Raw genomic sequence first — 21,341 nt, forward strand, 5'->3', positions numbered from 1 at the left:
TGGCACCGGCTACGCCGGTGTTCGCGGCTAAAGCCGCTCCCACAAGTACAGCGTGAGCCCCGGACCTGCGCCGTCCCTGTGGGAGCGGGTTCACCCGCGAAGCAGGCGACGCGGTGGATGGCACCGGCTTCGCCGGTGTTCGCGGCCATGGCCGCTCCCACGGGTACGAGGTCAGCTCGAAGTGGGCGCAGGGGCGGTCAACCTGAGGCCCCGGCGGGCCGGCCACAACGCAGCTCCAGCGCCTGGGCCAGGCGCTCCAACGCCAGCTGCAGCTCTCCCGGCTGTTCACCCAGCCATACCAACGCCAGGTACTGCGGGTAACGCCCTTGCAGGCTGAACTGGCTGCCCGGCAGCGCGTGCAGTGCCGTACCGGCCAGCGCTGCAGCAATGCTTTCCCACGGTAGCGGCTGGCGAAAGCGCACCCACAGGCTTCGCCCACCTTCCGGTATCTGCAGGACCACCCGCTGGCCGAACTGCAATTGCAGCGCACGCGCCAGGCACTGCATGCGTCGTTGCAGGTCCAGGCGCAACCGCACCAGGTGCGCGTCGATCTCGCCTTTGCCCAGCATCTGCGCCAGTGCTTGCAGACGCAGCGGCGCGAACCGAAAGGCACGTTCAGCGAAAGCCCTGGCCAGTGCGACGTCATGACTCAGCACATAGGCATAGGGTGCCTCGGCCCCCACCGCCGCCTCGAACGCCCCCAATACCAGAAGCTGACGGGGGTCGACCCAGTCGCGCAAGCGCGTATTCGGCGGCCCGCTGTAACAGTGCTCACTGTCCAGATCATTTTCCAGCAACCACACAGGGTGCTGGCCAAGCAACTGGCCAAGTTGCTGTTGCACGTGCAGCGAAAGCAGCCGCCCCTGTGGCATGCCGAGGCACGACGGCATCACCAGCATGCACACCGGCTCGCAGGCCAACAGCCGGGCCAGGGCGCGCAGGTCGGGGTTGCCGCGGCTATCGGGCGGTACCTCCAGTACCCGCATGCCGGCACGCGCCAGGGTGCGCAACACCTGCCAGCAACAGGGCGAGTGCACCAGCACGGTGCCCCCTTGCAGGGCCAGTGCCGCCAGCAATGTCTCCAGCAACGCGGGGACATCCGGGGCCAACTGGACGTGCTCGGCCTGCCAGTACTGGTTGGAGGAACGCGTATAGCGTTCGGCCACGGCGTTGCGCAAACGCCCGCTACCCGGTGCTTCCCAAGGAGAAGTCGTGTAACCACGCTGGCGCGCCAGGCGCCGCTCGTGGCTGAGCAAGGTACGCTCCAGCATCGGTTGCGCCGCCGCGGGTGGCTGCCAGGGCATGGCCGCCTGCGCCTTGCCCGCGCCCTGGGCGTAATAGCCCGACCTCGGCAGGCATTGCACGCGCCCCTCCTCCTCCAACAGGCTGTAGGCACTCTGCACGGTGGCCAAGGACACGCGCAACCGCCGGGACAGCACGCGCAGCGAGGGTAGCCGGCTGAAGCCACTCCCCTCCCCTTGGTCGATCAAGGCTTGCAGGTAACGATAGACCTTGCGGTAGGCAAACTCGCCGGGGACCGATCGCCCCATCAGGGCCGCCTCGCAAGGCCATGCCGACGCGCCGAAGCCTGTCGCGGCAACAACTTCAGCTGCAGATCGCGGCGGGCCAGATGATTCATCAGGCGCCAGGCGGCCAGCGGCAGGCGCCCGTCATAGACTGCGCGAAGTTGCACCAGCGGCAGGCCACTGGTGTTCACCAGCCAGTTTTTCACCGCCTCGGGGCAGGGTTTGCCTTGCAAGGCGCGGTGCAGGTAAGGCAAGGCCACCAGCATGTCGGCATGCCGGCATTGCAGAAACCGCTCGAGGTTTTTCCCTTGCCTGGCGAACGGGCTCAGCAGCAGACACTCCTGCTGGATCTGGTTCAGCCCGTAGGCCTTGCCGAGCGGCATCGTCTGCATGTCGCGCTGTGGGTTATCGCCTGGCTGGCCCGCCAAACGCAGCGCAGGGCGACTGGCCTTCGGCTCCAGGCTGCGTGCGTGCAGTTCGCGCAACTGCACCGAAGCCGAGGGTTCGACGAACGCCGCCAGGGGCCAATCATCCTCAACGACCTCGAAGTAACCCCCAAGCACAAGGTCAAGCTGCTGCGCTTCGGGGGCTGGGGGCAGCAAGTCGTCGATGGCAATCACCCGCACCGGCGTAACCTGCGGCGCATCCCCTGATGCCGGCTGTTTCACCGCGCCCAGCGGTTTGCCGACGACACCGTGCAGCCGACCCAGCCGTTGCGCCAGCGCTGCCACGCAGTGATGCACCACATGGGGTCCGCGCTCTCCGGCCAGACGCAGGCTGCGCCTGGCCCAGGCCAGGTAGCGCAGGCGCTGGCGTGCGGGGATGGCGGTGATCAATACATCTGTCGGTGCCTGCGCCTGCAGCGCAAAGCCCACGGCACTCGCCAGTTCCAGGTGCAGGCGGCTCCCCAGCAGTGCTTCAGGCCTGGCGTCGACCAGGTGGCCGAACATCAGCATGGCGTCCCTCGCCAGCAGCCAGCGTTCGGCGGTGGCACTGCGCTGTCGGCTGAACGGCACCACTTCACGCCCCTCGATCATCTGCAGTTGCACCCGCGGGTCGTCCTGCATGAACAGCGTACTGAAGCTGCGTTCATGGCTTTCCAGCGTGGTGTTTGCCGCTGCGGGCAGGCTGACCACCAGCACCCGTAACTGGAAGGTAACCGGCGCACGCATGGCGATGCTCAGTTGCGCCGCACGCAGCATGGCCAGCAGCCGCGCGCTATGGCGATCGTGGCCGTGCAGCACCAGCAAGCGGAAGGTGCCGATGTATTCGGGGCCGCCTGCGGCAACCAGCAGCCGTTGGATCAGCAACTGCAAGGAAGCACGCTGTGCTTGTGACATGTGATTGAGCAAGCGCTCAAGTACTTGCTGGTAGATATAGTGCATTGCCTGGTCGTGAATAGCAGTCACGAAATCACCTCATCAACTTCATGCAGCCAGCACCGGCCGAACAGGAAACCTGAACGGCAATAGGTACCGAACTTGTCCAGAAGAAATTTCCTACAACTAAATGAAAGTAATGACGTAACCAGTCACTGTCGCCATGCCATCGAGAAGAACCCCTCATCACGGCGCCCTGGCGCCGCCTCACACCACCCTGGCCCGCGCACAGCCATACTCATATCACGCTCCTTGCGCAAACTGTCACTGCGCCATTATCGAGGGATACCGAGCGAATGGAAGATACAGATAATGGTAAAAAAACCATTCAGAAGAGACGGGAAAGCACATTGACTGCAAGGCACGAACAGTTCAAGTCAAAAAGCTTGGCGGGATATTGCGAAGATCAAAAATCAATCGATTTTAATGTAATCTGCTTCGCTATTTTTTGTAGGAAACTTCTTTAATACAGCAGCCGTTCTGTATAGCCACAAAAACCCGGGACGGTGCCCGGGTTTTGTGCAAACCGTCGTCAGTGTTGTGCCATGTCCAGCACGACGCGCCCGCCGCAGGGGCATTGGTCCATGTAACGATGCGCCTCCACCACCTGCTCGAACGGGTACACCTTGATGATCTGCGGTGTCAGCAACTGGTCGGCGGTGAACTGGTTGATATCGCGCAGGGCGCGCTGCAGCGCCACCTGGTCCTGGCTGATGCCCAGCTCCGGCTTGCCGGTGAAGTTGCCGATGCAATGCACATAGAACTGGATGTTCTTCTGGAACGCCGCGCAGGCCGGGAACGGCGTCTGGTTGCCGCCCTGCAGGCCATAAAGCACCAGGCTGCCACGCGGCGCCAGCACATCGCCGAGCAGCGACATCTGCGGCCCGCCCATGCCATCGAGGACCATGTCGACGCCACGGCCATCGGTGTACTTGCCGATCTGCAGCAGCAGGTCCTGCTCTTCGGTGACAATCACCTTGTCGGCGCCCAGGCCCAGCAGGTATTCACGCTGTTCCGCCTCCTTGGTGGCGGCGAACACCTTCAACCCCAGGGCCTTGCCCAGTTGCACGAACGCCGGGCCCGCGCAGTGGCTGGCGTCGGTAACCAGCGCAGTCTGCCCGGCCTTGGCCCGGGCCAGGTCGACGTAGGCGAAATAGGCGATCAGCAGCGGCGTGTAGTGCACGCTGGCCTCGATCGGGGTGAGCACATCCGGGTAGCGGGTGATGGCCATCCGCGGCAGCACGATGACATCGCCATACACCGGGTGGTCGTTGGCACTGGTGGCCGGGAAGCTGGCAACCCGGTCGCCCACGGCAATGTCCTCGACCCCTTCGCCGACCGCGGTCACCACCCCGGCCATCTCGTGGCCGATCCCCGCCGGCAGGCGTGCCTGGGAAGGCGCCAGGTTCTGGCGCCAGAGCACGTCATACCAGCTGACGCCAACCGCCTCGACGCGGATCTGCACCTCGTCGGCAGCGGGTGACGGTTCGGCCTGCTCCTCGCAACGGAGCACATCGGCAGCGCCGAACTTGTGGAAACGGATCATGCGGGACATCGCATACCTCGCCTTTGTGAACCTCTAATTACCACGGACTTTATCCGGGCTTTGCCGGTTAGACCATCAGTGGTCATTAATAGTCGACATGCTTGTCATCGATTGGGCACCCGACTTTCCCTGCGATTGGTCCCCGTAAACCCGTGCAGGGTACCAGCCTTTGGCCTTAAGATTCACCCCTGCCCCACTTTAGGCGAAGCGCACCGATGAATCGCAACGACCTGCGTCGCGTAGACCTCAACCTGCTGATCGTGTTCGAAACGCTGATGCACGAGCGCAGCGTGACCCGTGCCGCGGAAAAGCTGTTCCTCGGCCAGCCCGCCATCAGCGCGGCACTGTCGCGCCTGCGCAACCTGTTCGACGACCCGCTGTTCGTGCGCACCGGCCGCAGCATGGAGCCCTCTGCGCGGGCGCACGAAATCTTCGCCCTGTTGTCGCCGGCGCTGGACTCGATTTCCACCGCGGTCAGCCGCGCCGCCGAGTTCGACCCGGCCACCAGCAATGCGGTGTTTCGCATCGGCCTGTCGGACGACGCCGAATTCGCCCTGTTGCCGCAGCTGCTCAAGCGCATCCGCGCCGAAGCGCCGGGTATCGTGCTGGTGGTGCGCCGGGTCAATTACCTGCTGATGCCGACCCTGCTGGCGTCCGGCGAGATCTCGGTGGGGGTCAGCTACACCAGCGAATTGCCGGCCAACGCCAAGCGCAAGGTGCTGCGCCGCAGCATGCCGAAACTGCTGCGCGCCGACAGCGTGCCCGGCACCATCACCCTGGATGACTTCTGCGCGCGGCCGCATGCGCTGGTGTCGTTTGCCGGCGACCTGTCGGGGTTCATCGACGAGGCGCTGGAGGAGATTGGCCGCAAGCGCCACGTGGTACTGGCAGTGCCGCAGTTCAACGGGCTGGGGAGCTTGCTGGCGGGCACCGATATCGTCGCCACGGTGCCGGACTACACGGCCGATGCGCTGACGGCCGCAGGCGGGTTGCGTGCCGAGGACCTGCCGCTGGCGGTGCGCAGTTTCGAGCTGCATATGGCCTGGCGCGGGGCGCAGGACAATGACCCGGCGGAGCGGTGGTTGCGGTCGCGGATACAGATGTTCTTCGGGGATCCGGATAGTCTTTGAGCGAATTCCACCAAGATCTATGAAACCCATTAAATACAGCAACATACGGACATAGTTAATCCAGTCCCGTCCGTCGAGCTCCACCCTTTTCCAGCGTACTGGGGATATCGTTTGGGGTACTTTTCCTTCTACTGAAAAACGATACCCCCAGATTATGCCTACCGATCCCGCACCAGCGTTCCGGCGAAAACTCAGCGATGCCTTGGGGGATTGAGGTCGAGATGCCTGGAGATGGCAGAGCAGACGGAGGTCTGACCATCCAAAGCGACGGTCGAGGGCTGACCGTCGCTATCCGACCGAAGCTGCCCTTCAGTGTTAACAGCTAACGGCTAGAAGCTGCCCCCCGCAATAGACACCCAAGCCTACAGGCTACTGGTTGTGCTTCGCTGCCTGCCAAATTCCCATAGATGCTACTGGTAATATCTAGCAAGCACGACCCCATTAAACCTGAGCCCTATCCTGTGGCCGCCCGCAGGCATACGCCCGACAGCTAGCTTATTGAGCCGATTCGAATTCCAATGACGCAGACTTGAAGCCCAAGCTTCGCATCAGATCACGTGCCGCCTCGAAGAACATGGGCTTGAGGCTTTCGGCGTACTCTTCAGTTAAACGACTCGCAGGCCCTGAAATGACAAGGGCACCCATGAGTTCCTGCTGAGCACCGTAGATGGGCAGCGCCATCGAAGCTGCATGAGGGTCCGTTGCGCCTTTGGAGTAGTACGGTTTTTGCAGGGCAATGCCGATTTGATAAGGAGCGCGCAAGGCCTGCGCACCCGCGGCCTCATCCATCGGACGCATGTCACCAGGTTGCAGGTTCAGACGCAGTCGATGCGAAGAATTAACCCGGTACTGACACATCCGATACGCACCATGACGCACATAGAAGGAAGCAGTTTCGCCCGACTGTTCAGCCAGATAATGCAAACGTGGCATCACGTGCTTTTCGAGGTCTAGCGCCTCCTGGTACACGGCGTTCAAACGCATGACTTCGCTCGCCAACTGATAGCGACCATCGGCCATGCGCGTAATGAAACCATGGTTCTCCAGAGACACCATCAATCGCATGATCGTGCTCTTGATAAGCCCGGTACGCTCAACCAGCTCGACAAGGCTCAGCGCAGAGTCGCCTATCTGAAAAGCGGTTAGCACGGTCAAAACTCGGTCTGCCGATGCCACACCATTCACCGCTGGACGCGGCCGCGCTATTGCCATTTGCAAAACCTCACACGATTGAGGCCCTCCATTCAACGCGAGGGCATGAAAACCTCATTATCCGACAACGGTCGCCCCCCGCCAACGTAACATGGGCCGTGGGCCAGATAAAAAGCCAGCAGGGCAATTTCTGCGCCTGCTGGCAGGAGGTCAATCGTTTTTCCATGAGGGTATGTTCAGCGCATTAAGGGCACTGGCTACCCGCTTTCGATCAGGGCTTACCGTCAGCAAGGCACCTTCCTCCTGGGTAATGGTGTAGGTGGCGCAGGCTTCCACTGGAACGGCCTGACCTGCGGCCGTTGCCCAGCGACCTGAAACTACGTAGCCATTACACCGAGCGCTATGGCATCAGGTCGGCCTGAGCAGACAAGCCTATGACGCTGCCGCCTGTTGCAAGAGCAATGCGGCAGATCGAAGGTAAGGATTTCAAGAAAAAGACTCCAGGGATCGCTGCTATTATTTTGAAACGCCATTTCCTTTACGTGAACTCAGATTACCCCGCAATCGTCAACCGCCGCACAGAGCCGCGCTTAAAATAAGGAACACCCGCCGAATTTGCTTCACCCTTCGTCCGATTATGGTTTATTTTGCAACGTCGTTGCATTATACAAATCAAAACAACAATCGGACGCTCAGGCGTCCCCCGGCCCTGCAGGAGCGCCCATGAGCTTCTTTGCTGCCCCGCCAACCGTGGAAACTACGGTATTCACTCGCCTGCCCGACTGCTTCCGCGACCCGCGCCCGACTGCCTGGGCCAATGCCAACCGCCAGGGCCGAGCCATCGATTCGTTCCTCGAAGGCCCATCGTTCGATCGCCAAGGCCGCCTCTACGTGACCGACATCCCCAACGGGCGAATTTTCCGCATCTCGCCCCAAGGCGAATGGGAATTGGTGTGCCAGTACGATGGTTGGCCGAACGGCCTGAAGATTCACCAGGACGGGCGCATCTTCATCACCGACTACAAGCGCGGGATCATGGTGCTCGATCCAGAATCAGGCGCCATCGAGGCATTGCTCGACTCGGCAGGATCCGAAGGCTTCAAAGGCGTCAACGACTTGGTGTTCGCACCCAATGGCGACCTGTATTTCACCGACCAGGGCCAGACCGGGCTGCAGGATGCCAGCGGCCGCGTATACAAGCTCGACATCAGCGGCAACCTGACCTGCTTGCTGGGCACTATTCCCAGCCCCAATGGCATCGTCTACGACCCCCATCTCAACCACCTGCTGGTAGCCGTGACCCGTGCCCAGCAGATCTGGCGCGTTCCCCTGGGCAACGGCTCGATCATCGGCAAGGTCGGCGTGTTCGCCCAACTGCACGGCGGGCTGGGTGGGCCTGACGGCTTGGCCCTGGACGCCCAGAGCAACCTGTACATCGCCCACACCGGTTTCGGTTCGGTGTGGAAGTTGTCAAAAGTCGCGGAACCTCTGGAACGTATCGCCTCCTGCGCCGGCATCAGCAATACCAACCTGGCCTTTGGCGGCGACGACGGCCAGACCTTGTTCATCACCGAATCCGAGACGGGCAGCATCCTGCAGGTCAGGACCAAGGCCCCAGGCCTTGCGATGTTCTCGCACAGCTGACAACGCCCAGCCTCACTGACAACAACTACAAGAAGACCAGACGACATGAACAACCATAATCCCAATTTGCCCCCACTTAGCGAGGCCGAAGGTGAACGCCTGATGCGCCGGGTGCTGTGGCGCCTGCTACCGTTCATTTTCTGCTGCTATGTCATCAGCTACCTGGACCGCACCAACGTCGGCTTCGCCGCCATCTCCATGAACCAGGACCTGGGCCTGACCGCCACGATGTTCGGCTGGGCGGCCGGGCTGTTCTTCTTCGGCTATTTCATTTTCGAGCTGCCCAGCAACCTACTGTTGCAACGCTTTGGCGCTCGGGTATGGATTGCTCGCATCATGGTTACCTGGGGCTTGCTGTCGATGGCCACAGCGTTCGCGACCGGGCCGGTGAGCTTCAGCATCCTGCGCTTCATGCTGGGCGTTGCCGAGGCGGGCTTCACCCCCGGAATCTACCTGTTCTTCACCTACTGGTTCCCGGGCAAGTGGCGCGCCAAGGCTACCGCTGCATTCCTGCTGGGCATCCCCACCGCCAACATCATCGGCTCACCGCTGTCCGGCTGGCTGATGCAGCAACACGACGTGATGGGCCTGAAGAACTGGCAACTGCTGCTGGTCACGGAATCCTTGCCGGCCGTGCTGTTGGGTATCGCCTGCCTGTGGGTGCTGGTCGACAGCCCGGCAAAGGCCAAGTGGCTGAGCGAGCGTGAGAAACACTGGCTGAGCAACCGGATTTCGCAAGAGCAGCAGTCGATCGGCGCGAGCCATGGCCATACGCTGCGCTCGGCACTGACCAACCCTAAGGTGTTCACCCTCGCCGCGATCAACTTCTGCTGCATCGTGGGCTCGGTCGGAATCGGCATGTGGTTGCCGCAGATCATCAAGGGGCTGGGCATCTCCGCAGGCACGCTGGGCTTCGTAGTCGCGCTGCCTTATATCCTGGGCGCCATTGCCATGACTCTCTGGGCACGCTTGGCCAACCGCAGCGAACAGCGCCTGCCCTACGTAGTCGGCGCGCTGGGCATGGCCGCCCTTGCCCTGGTCGCAGCCGCACTAGTTGCAGACCCACTGGTCAAGATCGGTGCGCTGTGCATCGCAGTGGCAAGCATCCTGTCCTTCCAGGCCACTTTCTGGGCCATCCCCTCGACCTTCCTCACCGGCCGCGCAGCTGCGGGCGGCCTGGCGATGATCGTGTCGATCGGCAACCTGGGCGGTTTCACCGGGCCGTTCATGATCGGCCTGATCAAGGACGCCACCCACAGCTTCGTCATACCGTTCTTCGCCGTAGCGGCCATTCTGGTAATCGGTATCGTCCTCATGCTCTGGCTGGGCGACCCGGCCAAACGGCATGCACCCCAAGGACACGCCGTCTGAGCACTCAATGACGGCAGTACCTGATGTACTGCCCCAGCAGCCCTAGCATCAGTACCGCGCCGGCGATCCCTAGGGTCGCTGGCGCGCCCCATCGAGCGGCTATCAAGCCTGCGGCCATGCCGCCCAAAGCTTCGAAACCAAAGCGCATGGCAATGTAGAAGGCGATGACCCGACCACGCAAATGGCTCGGTGCGCCGCTCTGCAACTGCATGTTGGTGCTGACGTTGCTCAAGGTGATGCCAAAACCCAATACCGCCAACGCCAGCAGCGCCAGCGGCAGCTCTCCCGCCAGCCATAAGCCAGTCAAGGCGACCGCGCACGAAAGCGCCCCTGCATCGGTGAACTGGCGCAGCCGCGGCAAGGCGCCGCCCACCGCCAACACCAGCGTCGCCACGAACGCCCCCGCACCTGCCGCCCCCCATAGCCAACCCAACACCCGCGCATCACCCGCGAACACTGCTCTGGCCAGGATCGGCAGCAGTGCCGCGTAGCAGGAAGCCAGCAAGTTGACCATGATCACGTTGACCAACAACTGGCGCACGTTGCGGGTCTGCCACATATAGTCCAGGCCCTCGCGGAACACCTGCACGGTTGAGCCGCCGGCCTTGGGGCTGGCAGTGCCTCGGACCTTCAGCAAGCCACCCAGTAGCGCGAGAAAAGCCACGGCAGTGAGCAGGAAGCAAGCTGCTTCCCCGGCGAAGGCAATCAGCGCCCCTGCCAGAGGCGGGCCGACGAAGCGTGCGGCATTGATCAGCATGGCATTGAGCACGAGCGCATTCGGCAGATCGCCTGGGTTGTCGACGAAGCTGCCGATCAGCGCTTGGCGCAGTGGCGTTTCAAGGGCGTTGAGCAGGCCCAGCAACAGGGCCATGCCGGCGATAAAAGGCCCCCCCACCCAGCCCAGCCAGGTTGCGAGGCCCAACACCAACGACTGCACGATCAGGATCAGTTGCACGACGATGAGCAGGCGGCGCTTGTCGTGGCGGTCGATCCAGGCACCCGCTAGCGGGCCGATAAGCAGTTGCGGCGCCAGAGAAAGAAAGGTGATCAGCCCCAGCAGCACCGCCGAACCGGTCAGGTGATAGGCCAGCCAGGCCAATGCAACCTGCTGCACCCACTTGCCCAACGTGGAAACACCCTGGCCGACGAAGTAGATCTGGAAATTACGATGAGAGAGCGCCCGCACAGCGGCGGGCCAGCGCGTGCGATGCGGCGGAGATGAATCGGACAAGTCTGCGAATCCTCAATAGACCTGCGACCGATACCAACCCATCAGCCGCTGCGCACCCCATCGCAAGGTGCACAGCGCATGCTGGATCAGCCTGGCAGCAGGCAGCCTTTCTTCTTCAAGGACTCCAGGACCCAGGAACGGTCGTTGGTGCCTTGGGCAATTTTTTCCATCTGTGCAGTTTCGGCAGTGTGCTTGGCAGTGGCGCCCGCGTAGACCTCAGCAACGTGGTCGTAGGGCACACACAACAGGCCATCGTCATCACCGATCACCAAGTCACCCGGCTCGATCACCATACCATCAATGGCAATCGGCACGTTGATCTCGCCCGGGCCGTCCTTGTATGGACCACGGTGCGAAACGCCTGCCGCGAACAACGGGAAGTCACCCGCGCCGATGTTGGCAGCATCGCGAATTGCGCCGTTGATGACGATACCGGCCACGCCACGCTTGACCGCGTAGGCCACCATCATTTCACCAATCAGGGCGTTGGTCAGGTCGCCCCCGGCATCTACCACGATCACGTCGCCCGGCTGAGCGATATCGATTGCGTAGTGCAGCATGAGGTTGTCACCCGGACGGGCTTTGACGGTCAAGGCTGGGCCACACAGCACGCCTTCGCGGTGCATGGGCCGCAAGCGGGCACCACCTGCGGTCATGCGGTTCATCGAGTCGCTTACGTTGGCTACCGGAACCTCACGGAAACGTGCAACCCACTCATCGCCGACTTTACGCGCGCGCTCAAGCACTTGGAAGCCAATGCTCATGTGACATACCTCTCTTGATGTTATTCGATGTCATCGGCAACTGCCGAATCTGTTTTTAGAATGTCATTTCATTACAGGCATGGCAATGGAATTTTTGAAGTCTTAATCGCGCCGCGACGAGAGGCATTTTTATTTTATTGCAACACCGTTTCATTATGGTAGGGTTTAGACCAGTGCCGCAGTCGCGCGGCAGACTCCCCTGAACTGCCCCAGACAAGAACAAGGTATCCACGATGTCTCGTACCATTCTGCTGACCGGCCCCGCGCTTGCCGCCGAGGCCATGAACGTTGCCGCCGAACAGGGCGTCAGAATCGTTCCCACGACGCCTTACCTCCCGGCCGATGAACTGGAAGCCATCATTCGGGCTGAGCAGCCCGATGCCATCGTGGTACGCCAGGGCAAACTTACCCGCGCCATGATCGAGGCTTCGGACAAACTGAAAGTGATCGCCAAGCATGGCGTGGGCTACAACACCATCGACATCCAGGCCGCCGCAGATCGCAGCATCCCGGTATCGATCGCCGTAGGCGCCAATGCCCAGTCGGTGGCCGAGCTGGCCTTCGCCCTGATGTTCAGCGTGGCCCGTCAAACCGCATTGCTGGATGCGCGCATGCGTGACGGGCATTGGGACAAGGCCTCGGCCAACGGCATCGAGCTGTCGGGCAAAACCTTGGGCCTGATTGGCCTGGGCTCGATCGGCGGTATCCTCATGGACCTGGTGGCACCGCTGCGCATGAAGGTCAAGGTGTTCGACCCCTACCTGAAGCAACTGCCTGATCGGCCGCACGTCGAACGTGAAGAGGATTTTGATCGCCTGCTGGCTGAAAGCGATATCATCAGCCTGCATTGCCCGCTGACCGAGACCAACCACAACCTGATCGGCGCTGCCCAGTTCGAGCGCATGCGCCCAGGCGCCATTCTGATCAACACCGCCCGTGGCGAACTGATCGACACCAACGCCTTGGTGAAAGCGCTCAGCGAACGCCGCATCGCCGGTGCTGGCCTGGACACCTTCAACCCCGAGCCGCCGTCTGCCGATAGCCCGCTGTGGGGCCTGCCGACCCTGGTCGCCACTCCGCATGTCGGCGCCAACACTACCGAGGCCCGTGACCGCGTAGGCCTGGTCGCGCTGAAACAGATCCTCGATGTCTGGGCGGGTAATGCTCTGGACCCGCGCTGCGTGGTCAACCGCCACCTGTTCACCAGCTAATCGCCCCACGCTCCGCGCGCCGGCTTGGTGAAAGGCGGCGTGCTCACGACGCATCACTCCAGAAAAAAAACAATTGGAGAGCACCATGAATTCAGCAACATCTCTGCCGGATGAACTCGAACGCAGCACCATGCGCCGTGTCGCCTGGCGCCTGCTGCCATTCCTGATCGTCTGCTACCTGATCGCGATCATCGATCGCGGCAACATTGGCATGGCTTCCCTGCAGATGAACGAAGACCTGCAGCTCACGGCCAAGGTGTTCGGCTTTGCCAGCAGTCTGTTCTTCTTTGCCTACTTCCTGATCGAAGTGCCCAGCAACCTGGCCATGCAACGCTACGGCGCACGGATCTGGATCGCCCGCATCATGATCACCTGGGGCCTGATCTCGGCAGGCACGGCGTTCGTACAGGGCGCCAACTCCCTGTACGTGATGCGTTTTCTGCTCGGCGCGGCCGAGGCCGGGTTCTTCCCGGGCGTACTGCTGTACCTCACCTACTGGCTGCCGTCGGCCTACCGTGCGCGCATGGTAGCGCTGTTCATGGTGGCAATCCCTGCCGCCAACTTCATCGGTTCACCGCTGTCGGGCCTGCTTCTGAGCCTGGATGGCTGGATGGGCATGCGTGGCTGGCACTGGTTGTTCATTCTCGAAGGCATCCCTGCAGTCCTGCTGGGCATCGCCTGCCTGTTCGTGCTCACCGATCGCCCCGAGCAGGCCAAGTGGCTGAGTGACGAACAACGCGGCTGGCTTATTCAGCGCCTGGCTGATGAAGCCTCGAAAAAGACCGCCATCGGCCATATTTCGCTGTGGAAGCTGCTGCGCCACAAAGACATCTGGGTACTGGCACTGATCTACTCGGGCGCCTCTGCCGCTGGCAGCACCATGAGCGTGTGGGCACCGCAGCTGCTGAAAACCTTTGGCCTCAGCGCCATGGAGATCGGCCTGGTAAACGCCATCCCCTACGGCATTGCCTCGGTGCTGATGATCATCTGGGGCCGCAGCTCCGACCGCACCGGCGAGCGTCGCTGGCACACGGCGATGACCATGCTGCTGATCGCAGCGGGCTTGCTGATGACGTTGTTCACCTCGTCCCTGCCGGCAACGGTGGTGATGCTGACCATGGTCCTGGTGGGCGCCTACTCGATGAAGGGGCCGTTCTGGGCGCTGGTGTCCGGTTGGCTGTCTTCCTCGACCGCTGCTGCGGGCCTTGCAGCCGTGGGTGCCATGGCCAACCTGATTGGTGGAGGGATCATGGTCAATGCCTACGGCGCCATTCACGATGCCACCGGCAGCTACTCCCTGGCGCTGATGCCATTGGCCGCACTGTGCACCGTGGCCGGTATCGCTGTACTGGTGATCGGCCGCAAGCGCCAGCGCGAGCAAGCTGAAACAGCCAGCGCCATCAGCGCAAAGTAAGCCAGACAAGCTGCACCTCGATGCCCACTTTCCTGCCTCATGAATGTGGGCATCGTCATTTCACAACAACAAAAAACGAGGAATACCCATGACGTTGTCTCGTCGTCAATTCTTGTGGGCCACCGGAGCACTGGGAGCTGCCGCCTCCATGCGCGCCATGGCCGACGTACCTTTCAGCAAGGGCGATGCGCACCCGCGTCTGACGCCGCCCTCAGGCAGCATCGACTGCCACATGCACCTTTACGACAGCCGCATCCCGGCCGCACCCGGCGCCACCCTGCTACCGGCGGATGCCTCGCTGGAGGGATGCACAGGTCATGCGCGAAGAAATATTCGGGCCTTTGCTGCCGGTGCGTACCTACCGCTCTTTCGACGAAGCCATCGGCTACATCAATGCCAGGCCACGTCCGCTGGCGCTCTACTATTTCGGCAATGTGGGCGCCGAGAGCGAAGCGCTGCTCAAGTGCACGACCTCCGGCAACGTCGGCATCAATAATACCCATATACATGTCGCTGTGGACGGCTTGCCGTTCGGCGGCGTGGGGCCCAGCGGCATGGGGGCTTACCACGGTATCGAGGGTTTTCGCGCGATGAGCCATGCCAAGGGCGTGTTCGTGCAAGGCCGGTGGAACTTGCCAAGGCTGCTCCGCGCACCGTTCGGGAAACTGGCCGATGTTGCTATCGCCTTCACTTTGCGATCCCGGCCCTGACAGCACACCGGTCAGCTGAACGAAGCGGGTCATTAAACCCGTCAGCCTTGGCTGCTGCAGTCCTAACCCCTTATCCCGGAATGCAAATACACATACACCCCCATCGCCACCACGGCCAGGCAAATCAACAAGCCCTGGCGCCGCAGCAGATGCCAAGGCAGGCGCGCCACCTGGCGCTTGATCGCCCGCGTCGCCCGGTCCCAGATGGTGGCCTTGGCGCTACTCAGCGCCACATCGGTGAAATACAACGTGCCCAGGTACACCAGCAGCGTGCTGGCCCAGCGCACCCCCGGCACACCGCTGGACCATGCGTAGGCATAAAGGGCAGGCACGATGCTCGGTACTATGTGCCGCAGCAGCAGAAGCCCGGCACCTTGCCGGTACCAACGGCGCGGCACCAGCCGCCGGCTCAGCAGGATATCCAACGGCCCGGCCGACACCGCCAGCATCGACCAGAAGCGGTAGGCCCTGCTGCCAAGAAAGATCGCACCCGGAATGAACAGCGCGATGGCCAGGGTGGCGGCCAGCCCATCGATCAGTTGTGGGTTGGCCAGCATCGAATAGCCGGCCAGCACCGCCAACGCGATCCACAGGAATACGTACACGCCCGTGAAACTGCTGGCTGGCAACCAGTCCCGCCAGTTGTCCAGCAGCTGCAGCCCCAGGCGTTCGGGCAAGCCGGGGCTCTGGTATTCGATAGCTTTAGCCAACTCGGCAAAACGCTGCCAATCGTGGCCCGAAAAACCGTCGGCGGTCTGGCGGCGGCGGCGGTCGCTCAGGGGCTTGAGCAGCAGTGCCGCGACCTGCCCTTGCCGCTGATCATCGTCATGGCTGGCCAGGTCGGCACGCACACGCTCTTCCAGGGCCTGCCGCTCGCAGCGGTCGATCAGGCCGTCCCAGCGCCAGTAGTCGCAAGGCAGATCACCCTGGGTTTCGTCCCAGCCCATGGCCTGGCAGACGCGCTCGAAAAAAGCTGGTGACCATTGCGGCGCCGCTTCCAGCCACTCCAGCACCTGCTGGTCGAACTGCTGGCGCCGCGCGAAGGGCAGCAGCCAATCGCTGGCCAGCCAATGGCGCAGCGCGTCGAGCGCCTGCGGCTCCTTGCCCTCGGCCAGCCATTGCTGCATCACCGCCAAGGACGGTTCCGGGGGGCTGGCAGCGAGCGCGATCTCCTTGCAGTCGGTGGCGGTCAACGGCTCTACCGGCGCCGCGTGCTCCTCGCGCGCCATTGGCGCGACCTGCGTTGCGCTTTGCGCAGCGGGTTCGTGTTCAACCAGCGCCAGTGCGGCCTCTTCATCATCAGCCTGCGCTCGCCAGCGGGCCTCGGCCAGCGAGGCCTCGTAGGCTTCGCGCAAGCGCTGGAAGGCCAACGGGTCGTCGTCCGGGCGGTGGACTTTCAACAGGCGCGCATAGGCGCGCTTGATGCTGCGCTCATCGGCGTCCGGGGTCAGTTCGAGCAGTTGCCAGTGACTCATGATCCCTCAACCCTCCATGTCGAAATGCGCAAGACGCTGGCTGATCTCGCTGCGGGCCTTGCGGATCAGCTGTTCGTCCTGGGTCTCGAGCATCTGCTGGAAGTGGTTCGCCATCGCGGCGATGAACTCCCGGCTTTCACCGAGACTTTCCTGGTACAGGCGGTCCAGCCGGGCCAGCAGCAGTGTATTGACCTGCTGATCGCGGGGGTGGACTTTCAGGTCTTGCAATGCCGCCAGGCGGCGGCTGATCTCTTCAGGCGCCAGTACGCCCGGGTTGTTCTCGATCAGCAAGCGATGGCTTTCGCCGTTGATTGGCACGTGCACCTGCGCTTCGAGCAAACCATTGTTGTCGTAGGTGAAGCGCACCTCCAGGCTGACCTCGCCGGCCTTGCGCGGCGGTACCGGGATTTCCAGCTCGCCGAGGAAGATGTTGTTACTCACCAGCCGGCTTTCGCCCTGGTAGACCTTCAGCTGCAGCGCTTTCTGGCCGTCATGCAGCGTGTAAACGGTTTGCACCCGGCTCACCGGAACCACCGTGTTGCGCTCGATGATCGGCAGGTAATGGCCGCTCTGGACAGTGGCGCCCTGCTTTACCGAGACCTCCATGCCCAGGGTGTATGGGCAGACATCGGTCAGTACCACTTCCTCGAGTGAGGCATGGCGGGCCTGCAACGCCGCCTGGATGGCAGCCCCCTGGGCCACCACCTGGTCCGGGTCGAGCTGCATCGACGGGATGCGCCCGAACAGCGAGGCCACCAGTTTGCGCACCAGCGGCATGCGTGTGGTGCCGCCCACCAAGAGGATTTCGTCGAGGTCGCCGACCTTGATCCGGGCATCGCGCATGGCCCGCTCGATCGGCGCCCGCAGGCGCTCCAGCAAGGGTTTCACCACCTCGGCCATGTCCCCCTGACTCAGCTCCAGGTCCCACTCGCGGTCCTGCTCGCGCAGGCTGAAGCGGGCGACCGGCGCCTGCCCCAGCGCGTGCCGCACGCGCTGGGCTTCACGGCGCAAGCGCTGGGCGATGGCCGGCTGGGTAGTGTCCGGCAGGTCGGCGTTGCCGATCTTGCTGATGAAGTGCGCCACCAGCAAGTCATCGAAGTCTTCACCGCCGAGGAAGTTGTCGCCGGCGCTGGCACGGATTTCCATGACGCCTTCGAACAGCTCGAGGATGGACACATCGAAGGTGCCACCGCCCAGGTCGAACACCAGAAAGTTCGCTTCGCTGCGCTGTTGCAGGCCGTAGGCCAGGGCGGCCGCGGTGGGCTCGTTGACCAGCTTCTCGACCTTCAGCCCCGCCAGCTCGCCGGCGATACGCGTGGCCTTGCGCTGGGCGTCGCTGAAGTACGCCGGCACGCTGATCACCGCTTCGTGCACCGGCTCGCCCAAGGCGCGCTCGGCGTCCTCCTTGAGGCTGCGCAGCAGCATCGCCGAGAGTTCTTCGGCACGGTAGACCGTTGTGCCCAGCCGGGTTTCCCGGGCGCTGCCCATGTAGCGCTTGAACAGCGACGCGGTGAGGTGCGGGTGGGTGTGCAGCCGCTCGCGGGCGATATTACCGACGACCAACTGGCCCTGGTCATCAAGGCCGACGACACTGGGGGTAAGCAATTCGCCCAGGGCATTGGGGATAATCCGGGCTTGTTCACCCTCCCAAACAGCCACGAGGCTGTTGGTGGTGCCCAGGTCGATTCCGATGATCACAATCACTATTCCTTATGACGCGTTCGGGCAGCAAAACGCTCAGCTGACCGGCCGTGCACGAGCGCCATCTTGGCGAACGCAAACCCGTGGTCGGGGTTATCGGCGGTGGGGATCGGCAGCTTGAGCGCCTGAATGAGGGCGGCATGTTAGCGCGATTGATGTGGCGGAATCGATACTTGCCCAACACACTACATCTGGTGTGCAGTCATCCGAAAGGGCTGCCCGCAGGCAGCCCTGTTAACCGCTACCTCATTCAAAAGACGATCGAGCGCGTTCAGGCCAGGGCCGACGCAAGGCTCCTGGTCAACGCGACTTGCAGTTTCTCCACCAGCGTATCGACCTCCTCCGTGCCGATGGTCAGTGGCGGCAGGAAGCGAACCACCGCCCCATGCCGGCCGCCCAGTTCGAGAATCACCCCTTCGCGCAGGCAGTTCTGTTGCACGGCCTTGGCAAGTACGCCGTCCCCTGCCGGTACGCGGCCTTGGCCGGCGGCCGTGGAAACGAGCTCCATGCCGACCATCAGGCCACGCCCGCGCACATCACCGATGGCCGGAAAATCACGCTGCAGCTGACGCAGCCGGGTCATCAGGTAGTCGCCCATGCGCTCGGCATTGGCTACCAGGCCGTGGTCGCGAATATGCCGCAGGGTCGCGGTGCCGGCAGCCATGGCCAGCTGATTGCCGCGGAAGGTGCCTGCATGGGCGCCCGGCTTCCACACATCGAGCGCTTGCTGGTAGACCACTACCGCCAGTGGCAGGCCGCCGCCGATGGCCTTGGAGATGACCACCACGTCGGGCTCGATCGCCGCGTGCTCGAAGGCGAACATGCGCCCGGTGCGGCCGATGCCGCTCTGCACCTCATCGACGATCAGCACCACCCCGTGCTCGCGGGTCAGCTTGCGCAGGCCCTGCAGCCAGCGGGCCGGCGCCGGAATGACACCGCCCTCGCCCTGCACCGCCTCCACCACCACCGCCGCCGGCAGCGGCACCCCGGACTCCGGGTCGCTCAGCAGCTGCTCGATGTAGCTGAGCCCGGCGTCGACACCGGCCTCGCCACCCAGCGAAAACGGGCAGCGATAGTCGTAGGGGTACGGCAGCACTTGCACATCGGGCATGAGGGAACCCGGCAGTTGCTTGGGCCCCAGGTTGCCCATGAGGCTGAGCGCGCCGTGGGTCATGCCATGGTAACCACCCGAGAAACAGAATACGCCCTTGCGACCGGTGGCGATCTTCGCCAGCTTGATCGCCGCCTCGATGGCGTCGGCCCCGGTCGGCCCGCAGAACTGGATACGCGCCTGGGCAGCGAAGGCCGGCGGCAACGCCTCGAACAAGGTTTCGACGAACAGGTCCTTGACCGGGGTAGTCAGGTCGAGGGTGTGCAGCGGCACGCCGCTGTCCAGGGTGGCGCGCATCGCCGCCAGGCTGCACGGGTGGTTATGGCCTAGCGCCAATGTCCCCGCGCCGGCCAGGCAGTCCATGAACAGCTGGTCGCGGGTGTCCTGCACGTAGATGCCGTGGGCGGCTTTCAATGCGAGTGGAATACGCCGCGGATAAGAGCGCGCATTCGACTCGCGTGCGGCCTGGCGCTCAAGCAGCGGATCAGCGTCGAAATGGCGTGGCGGCTGGCGGCGAAAGTGCGCCAGGTTGAACGGCGCAGGCTGAATGTCTTCCATGGATAGCTCCCCGGCGATCAGCGTTGGTCAGCACGTTGCAGGGCCTGGCGCAGGCTCAGCGGGCGCATGTCGGTCCAGTTCTGCTCGATCCAGGCCAGGCACTGGGCCTTGTCGCCCTGCTGGCCGACTGTACGCCAACCCTCGGGCAGCGCTTTGTAATCCGGCCAGATCGAATACTGCTCCTCATGATTGACCACCACTACGAACCCGCTTTCGGCCTTTTCCCAACTCATTTTTTCGATTCCTTGAACAAACGTTTTTCACTGGATCCCGGCTGCCCGAAACAAGGCTGCAGTCGAGGCGCTCACCAACGGCGTGAATGCTAATAAATTGCATTAACACTTACCATATCTTTCGTATATATTCCGCCGAGGCCCAGTGGGGGACCCAGGATGGCCATTTGCTGTAACCACTATGCGAACAAAGGAGCAACTCATGGGACGAGGGGTCGGGCTGGTCGATAGCCTGTCGGTGCAAGCACTTTTGCCAGGCAGCGGCTTGCCGGTGCTGGTCGAGCCGGCACAACCCGGCGCATGCAACCTCGAAGCCTTGCATGCGCTGGCCAACGACTGCCTGCATGAAAGCGGCGCCCTGCTGCTGCGGGGTTTCGGGGTATTGGGTGAGCAGGCGTTTCAGGCGCTGGTGCGCAGCTTCGGTCATCCGTTGCTCAACTACGAATTCGGCTCCACCCCGCGCAAGGCGATCGAACAGGGGGTGTATACCTCCACCGAATACCCGGCGCATCAGGTCATCCCGCTGCACAACGAGCAGTCCTACACCCTGCAATGGCCGATGAAGATCTGGTTCCACTGCGTCCAGCCCAGCCTCGAGGGTGGCGAAACGCCGATCGCCGACAGCCGGCAGATCTTCCGGCACATCGATCCCGCCCTGCGCCAGCGCTTCGAAGACAAACGCCTGATGTACGTGCGCAACTACGGCAACGGCCTCGACCTGCCCTGGGAGCGCGCCTTCAACAGCGAAGACCGCGCCGTGGCCGAAGCCTACTGCCGGGCCAACCAGATTGCCTTCGAATGGAAGGAAGACGGTGAACTGCGCACCCGCCAGGTGTGCCAGGCCACCGCGCGCCACCCAGTCACCGAGGACTGGGTGTGGTTCAACCAGGCCCATCTTTTTCATGTTTCCAACCTGCCGGCGGCGGTGCGCGAGAGCCTGTTGGCGGTGGTCGACGACCCGCTCGACCTGCCGCGCAACGTCTATTACGGCGATGGCAGCGCGCTGGAAGAAAGCGCACTGGCAGAGATCCGTGGGGTGCTGGAGCAGTGCACCGTGCGCTTCCCCTGGCAGCAAGGCGATGTGCTGATGCTCGACAACATGCTGGTGGCCCACGGCCGCGCCAGTTTCAAAGGGCCGCGCCAAGTGATCGTGGCGATGGCTGAACCGGCCCAGGAGTGACCCCG

The 21,341-nt window shown here is 62.9% G+C and carries 17 protein-coding genes and 2 pseudogenes; 9 read left to right on the plus strand and 10 right to left on the minus strand.

What is annotated here, in order from left to right; genetic code table 11:
* Nucleotides 1-197: 197 nt before the first annotated feature.
* The 3 genes from C6A77_RS11875 to C6A77_RS11890 form a co-directional block, all read right to left on the minus strand.
* The gene (locus tag C6A77_RS11875) at nucleotides 198-1,550 is read right to left on the minus strand and encodes a GntR family transcriptional regulator (RefSeq protein WP_114169643.1); all 1,353 of its coding nucleotides are present in this window, start codon (nucleotides 1,548-1,550) and stop codon (nucleotides 198-200) included.
* Entirely contained in the window at nucleotides 1,550-2,935 is a 1,386-nt protein-coding gene (locus C6A77_RS11880) for a hypothetical protein (protein ID WP_114169644.1), read from the minus strand. The genes C6A77_RS11875 and C6A77_RS11880 overlap by 1 nt, the downstream gene beginning before the upstream one ends.
* Nucleotides 2,936-3,437: 502 nt before the next feature.
* Nucleotides 3,438-4,460 (minus strand): zinc-dependent alcohol dehydrogenase family protein, encoded by a 1,023-nt coding sequence (locus tag C6A77_RS11890; protein ID WP_114169645.1) that lies wholly within the window; start codon nucleotides 4,458-4,460, stop codon nucleotides 3,438-3,440.
* Nucleotides 4,461-4,666: 206 nt separating this feature from the next.
* Between C6A77_RS11890 and C6A77_RS11895 the strand changes: the two genes are divergently transcribed.
* Entirely contained in the window at nucleotides 4,667-5,581 is a 915-nt protein-coding gene (locus C6A77_RS11895) for a LysR family transcriptional regulator (RefSeq protein WP_114169646.1), read from the plus strand.
* A gap of 495 nt (nucleotides 5,582-6,076) precedes the next feature.
* On the opposite strand, the gene C6A77_RS11900 is transcribed toward C6A77_RS11895, so the two are convergent.
* Nucleotides 6,077-6,793, minus strand: a complete 717-nt coding sequence (locus tag C6A77_RS11900) for a helix-turn-helix domain-containing protein (protein ID WP_114169647.1) — start codon at nucleotides 6,791-6,793, stop codon at nucleotides 6,077-6,079.
* 222 nt (nucleotides 6,794-7,015) lie between these two features.
* Between C6A77_RS11900 and C6A77_RS25970 the strand changes: the two are divergent.
* The 4 genes and pseudogenes from C6A77_RS25970 to C6A77_RS11910 form a co-directional block, all read left to right on the plus strand.
* Nucleotides 7,016-7,140, plus strand: a pseudogene (locus C6A77_RS25970) (hypothetical protein); the annotation flags it as partial.
* Between the two features lie 27 nt (nucleotides 7,141-7,167).
* Nucleotides 7,168-7,332, plus strand: a complete 165-nt coding sequence (locus C6A77_RS25510; RefSeq protein WP_161959664.1) for a hypothetical protein — start codon at nucleotides 7,168-7,170, stop codon at nucleotides 7,330-7,332.
* Nucleotides 7,333-7,456: 124 nt separating this feature from the next.
* A complete protein-coding gene (locus C6A77_RS11905) occupies nucleotides 7,457-8,377 on the plus strand; it encodes an SMP-30/gluconolactonase/LRE family protein (protein WP_114169648.1) in 921 nt (306 codons plus the stop codon).
* A gap of 45 nt (nucleotides 8,378-8,422) precedes the next feature.
* Nucleotides 8,423-9,748 (plus strand): MFS transporter, encoded by a 1,326-nt coding sequence (locus C6A77_RS11910; protein WP_114169649.1) that lies wholly within the window; start codon nucleotides 8,423-8,425, stop codon nucleotides 9,746-9,748.
* A 4-nt stretch (nucleotides 9,749-9,752) separates the two neighbouring features.
* Here C6A77_RS11910 and C6A77_RS11915 read toward each other — a convergent pair whose 3' ends face one another.
* Together C6A77_RS11915 and C6A77_RS11920 are read right to left on the minus strand one after the other, a co-directional pair.
* Entirely contained in the window at nucleotides 9,753-10,979 is a 1,227-nt protein-coding gene (locus tag C6A77_RS11915) for an MFS transporter (protein ID WP_241507413.1), read from the minus strand.
* A gap of 86 nt (nucleotides 10,980-11,065) precedes the next feature.
* Nucleotides 11,066-11,743, minus strand: a complete 678-nt coding sequence (locus C6A77_RS11920; RefSeq protein ID WP_114169651.1) for an RraA family protein — start codon at nucleotides 11,741-11,743, stop codon at nucleotides 11,066-11,068.
* A gap of 233 nt (nucleotides 11,744-11,976) precedes the next feature.
* Here C6A77_RS11920 and C6A77_RS11925 point away from each other — a divergent pair, with 233 nt between their 5' ends.
* The 3 genes and pseudogenes from C6A77_RS11925 to C6A77_RS11940 form a co-directional block, all read left to right on the plus strand.
* Nucleotides 11,977-12,954, plus strand: a complete 978-nt coding sequence (locus C6A77_RS11925; RefSeq protein ID WP_114169652.1) for a hydroxyacid dehydrogenase — start codon at nucleotides 11,977-11,979, stop codon at nucleotides 12,952-12,954.
* Nucleotides 12,955-13,039: 85 nt separating this feature from the next.
* Nucleotides 13,040-14,368, plus strand: coding sequence for an MFS transporter (locus C6A77_RS11930; RefSeq protein WP_114169653.1), 1,329 nt, complete (start codon nucleotides 13,040-13,042; stop codon nucleotides 14,366-14,368).
* A gap of 305 nt (nucleotides 14,369-14,673) precedes the next feature.
* Nucleotides 14,674-15,078 (plus strand): annotated as a pseudogene (locus C6A77_RS11940) (aldehyde dehydrogenase family protein); the annotation flags it as partial.
* Between the two features lie 62 nt (nucleotides 15,079-15,140).
* Here the strand turns inward: C6A77_RS11940 and C6A77_RS11945 are convergent.
* The 4 genes from C6A77_RS11945 to C6A77_RS11960 form a co-directional block, all read right to left on the minus strand.
* The gene (locus tag C6A77_RS11945) at nucleotides 15,141-16,553 is read right to left on the minus strand and encodes a J domain-containing protein (RefSeq protein ID WP_114169654.1); all 1,413 of its coding nucleotides are present in this window, start codon (nucleotides 16,551-16,553) and stop codon (nucleotides 15,141-15,143) included.
* Between the two features lie 6 nt (nucleotides 16,554-16,559).
* On the minus strand, nucleotides 16,560-18,251 hold the full coding sequence (locus tag C6A77_RS11950; RefSeq protein ID WP_114169655.1) for a molecular chaperone HscC: 1,692 nt from the start codon (nucleotides 18,249-18,251) through the stop codon (nucleotides 16,560-16,562).
* 274 nt (nucleotides 18,252-18,525) lie between these two features.
* A complete protein-coding gene (locus C6A77_RS11955) occupies nucleotides 18,526-19,923 on the minus strand; it encodes a diaminobutyrate--2-oxoglutarate transaminase (protein ID WP_114169656.1) in 1,398 nt (465 codons plus the stop codon).
* 17 nt (nucleotides 19,924-19,940) lie between these two features.
* The gene (locus tag C6A77_RS11960; RefSeq protein ID WP_114169657.1) at nucleotides 19,941-20,156 is read right to left on the minus strand and encodes an MbtH family NRPS accessory protein; all 216 of its coding nucleotides are present in this window, start codon (nucleotides 20,154-20,156) and stop codon (nucleotides 19,941-19,943) included.
* Nucleotides 20,157-20,358: 202 nt separating this feature from the next.
* On the opposite strand from C6A77_RS11960, the gene C6A77_RS11965 reads away from it, so the two are divergent.
* Nucleotides 20,359-21,336 carry a TauD/TfdA family dioxygenase gene (locus C6A77_RS11965; protein WP_114169658.1) on the plus strand — a complete coding sequence of 326 codons (978 nt, stop codon included), beginning with the start codon at nucleotides 20,359-20,361 and terminating at the stop codon, nucleotides 21,334-21,336.
* Nucleotides 21,337-21,341: the final 5 nt, after the last annotated feature.

This window comes from Pseudomonas sp. AFG_SD02_1510_Pfu_092, assembly GCF_003331055.1.
Taxonomy (GTDB): domain Bacteria; phylum Pseudomonadota; class Gammaproteobacteria; order Pseudomonadales; family Pseudomonadaceae; genus Aquipseudomonas.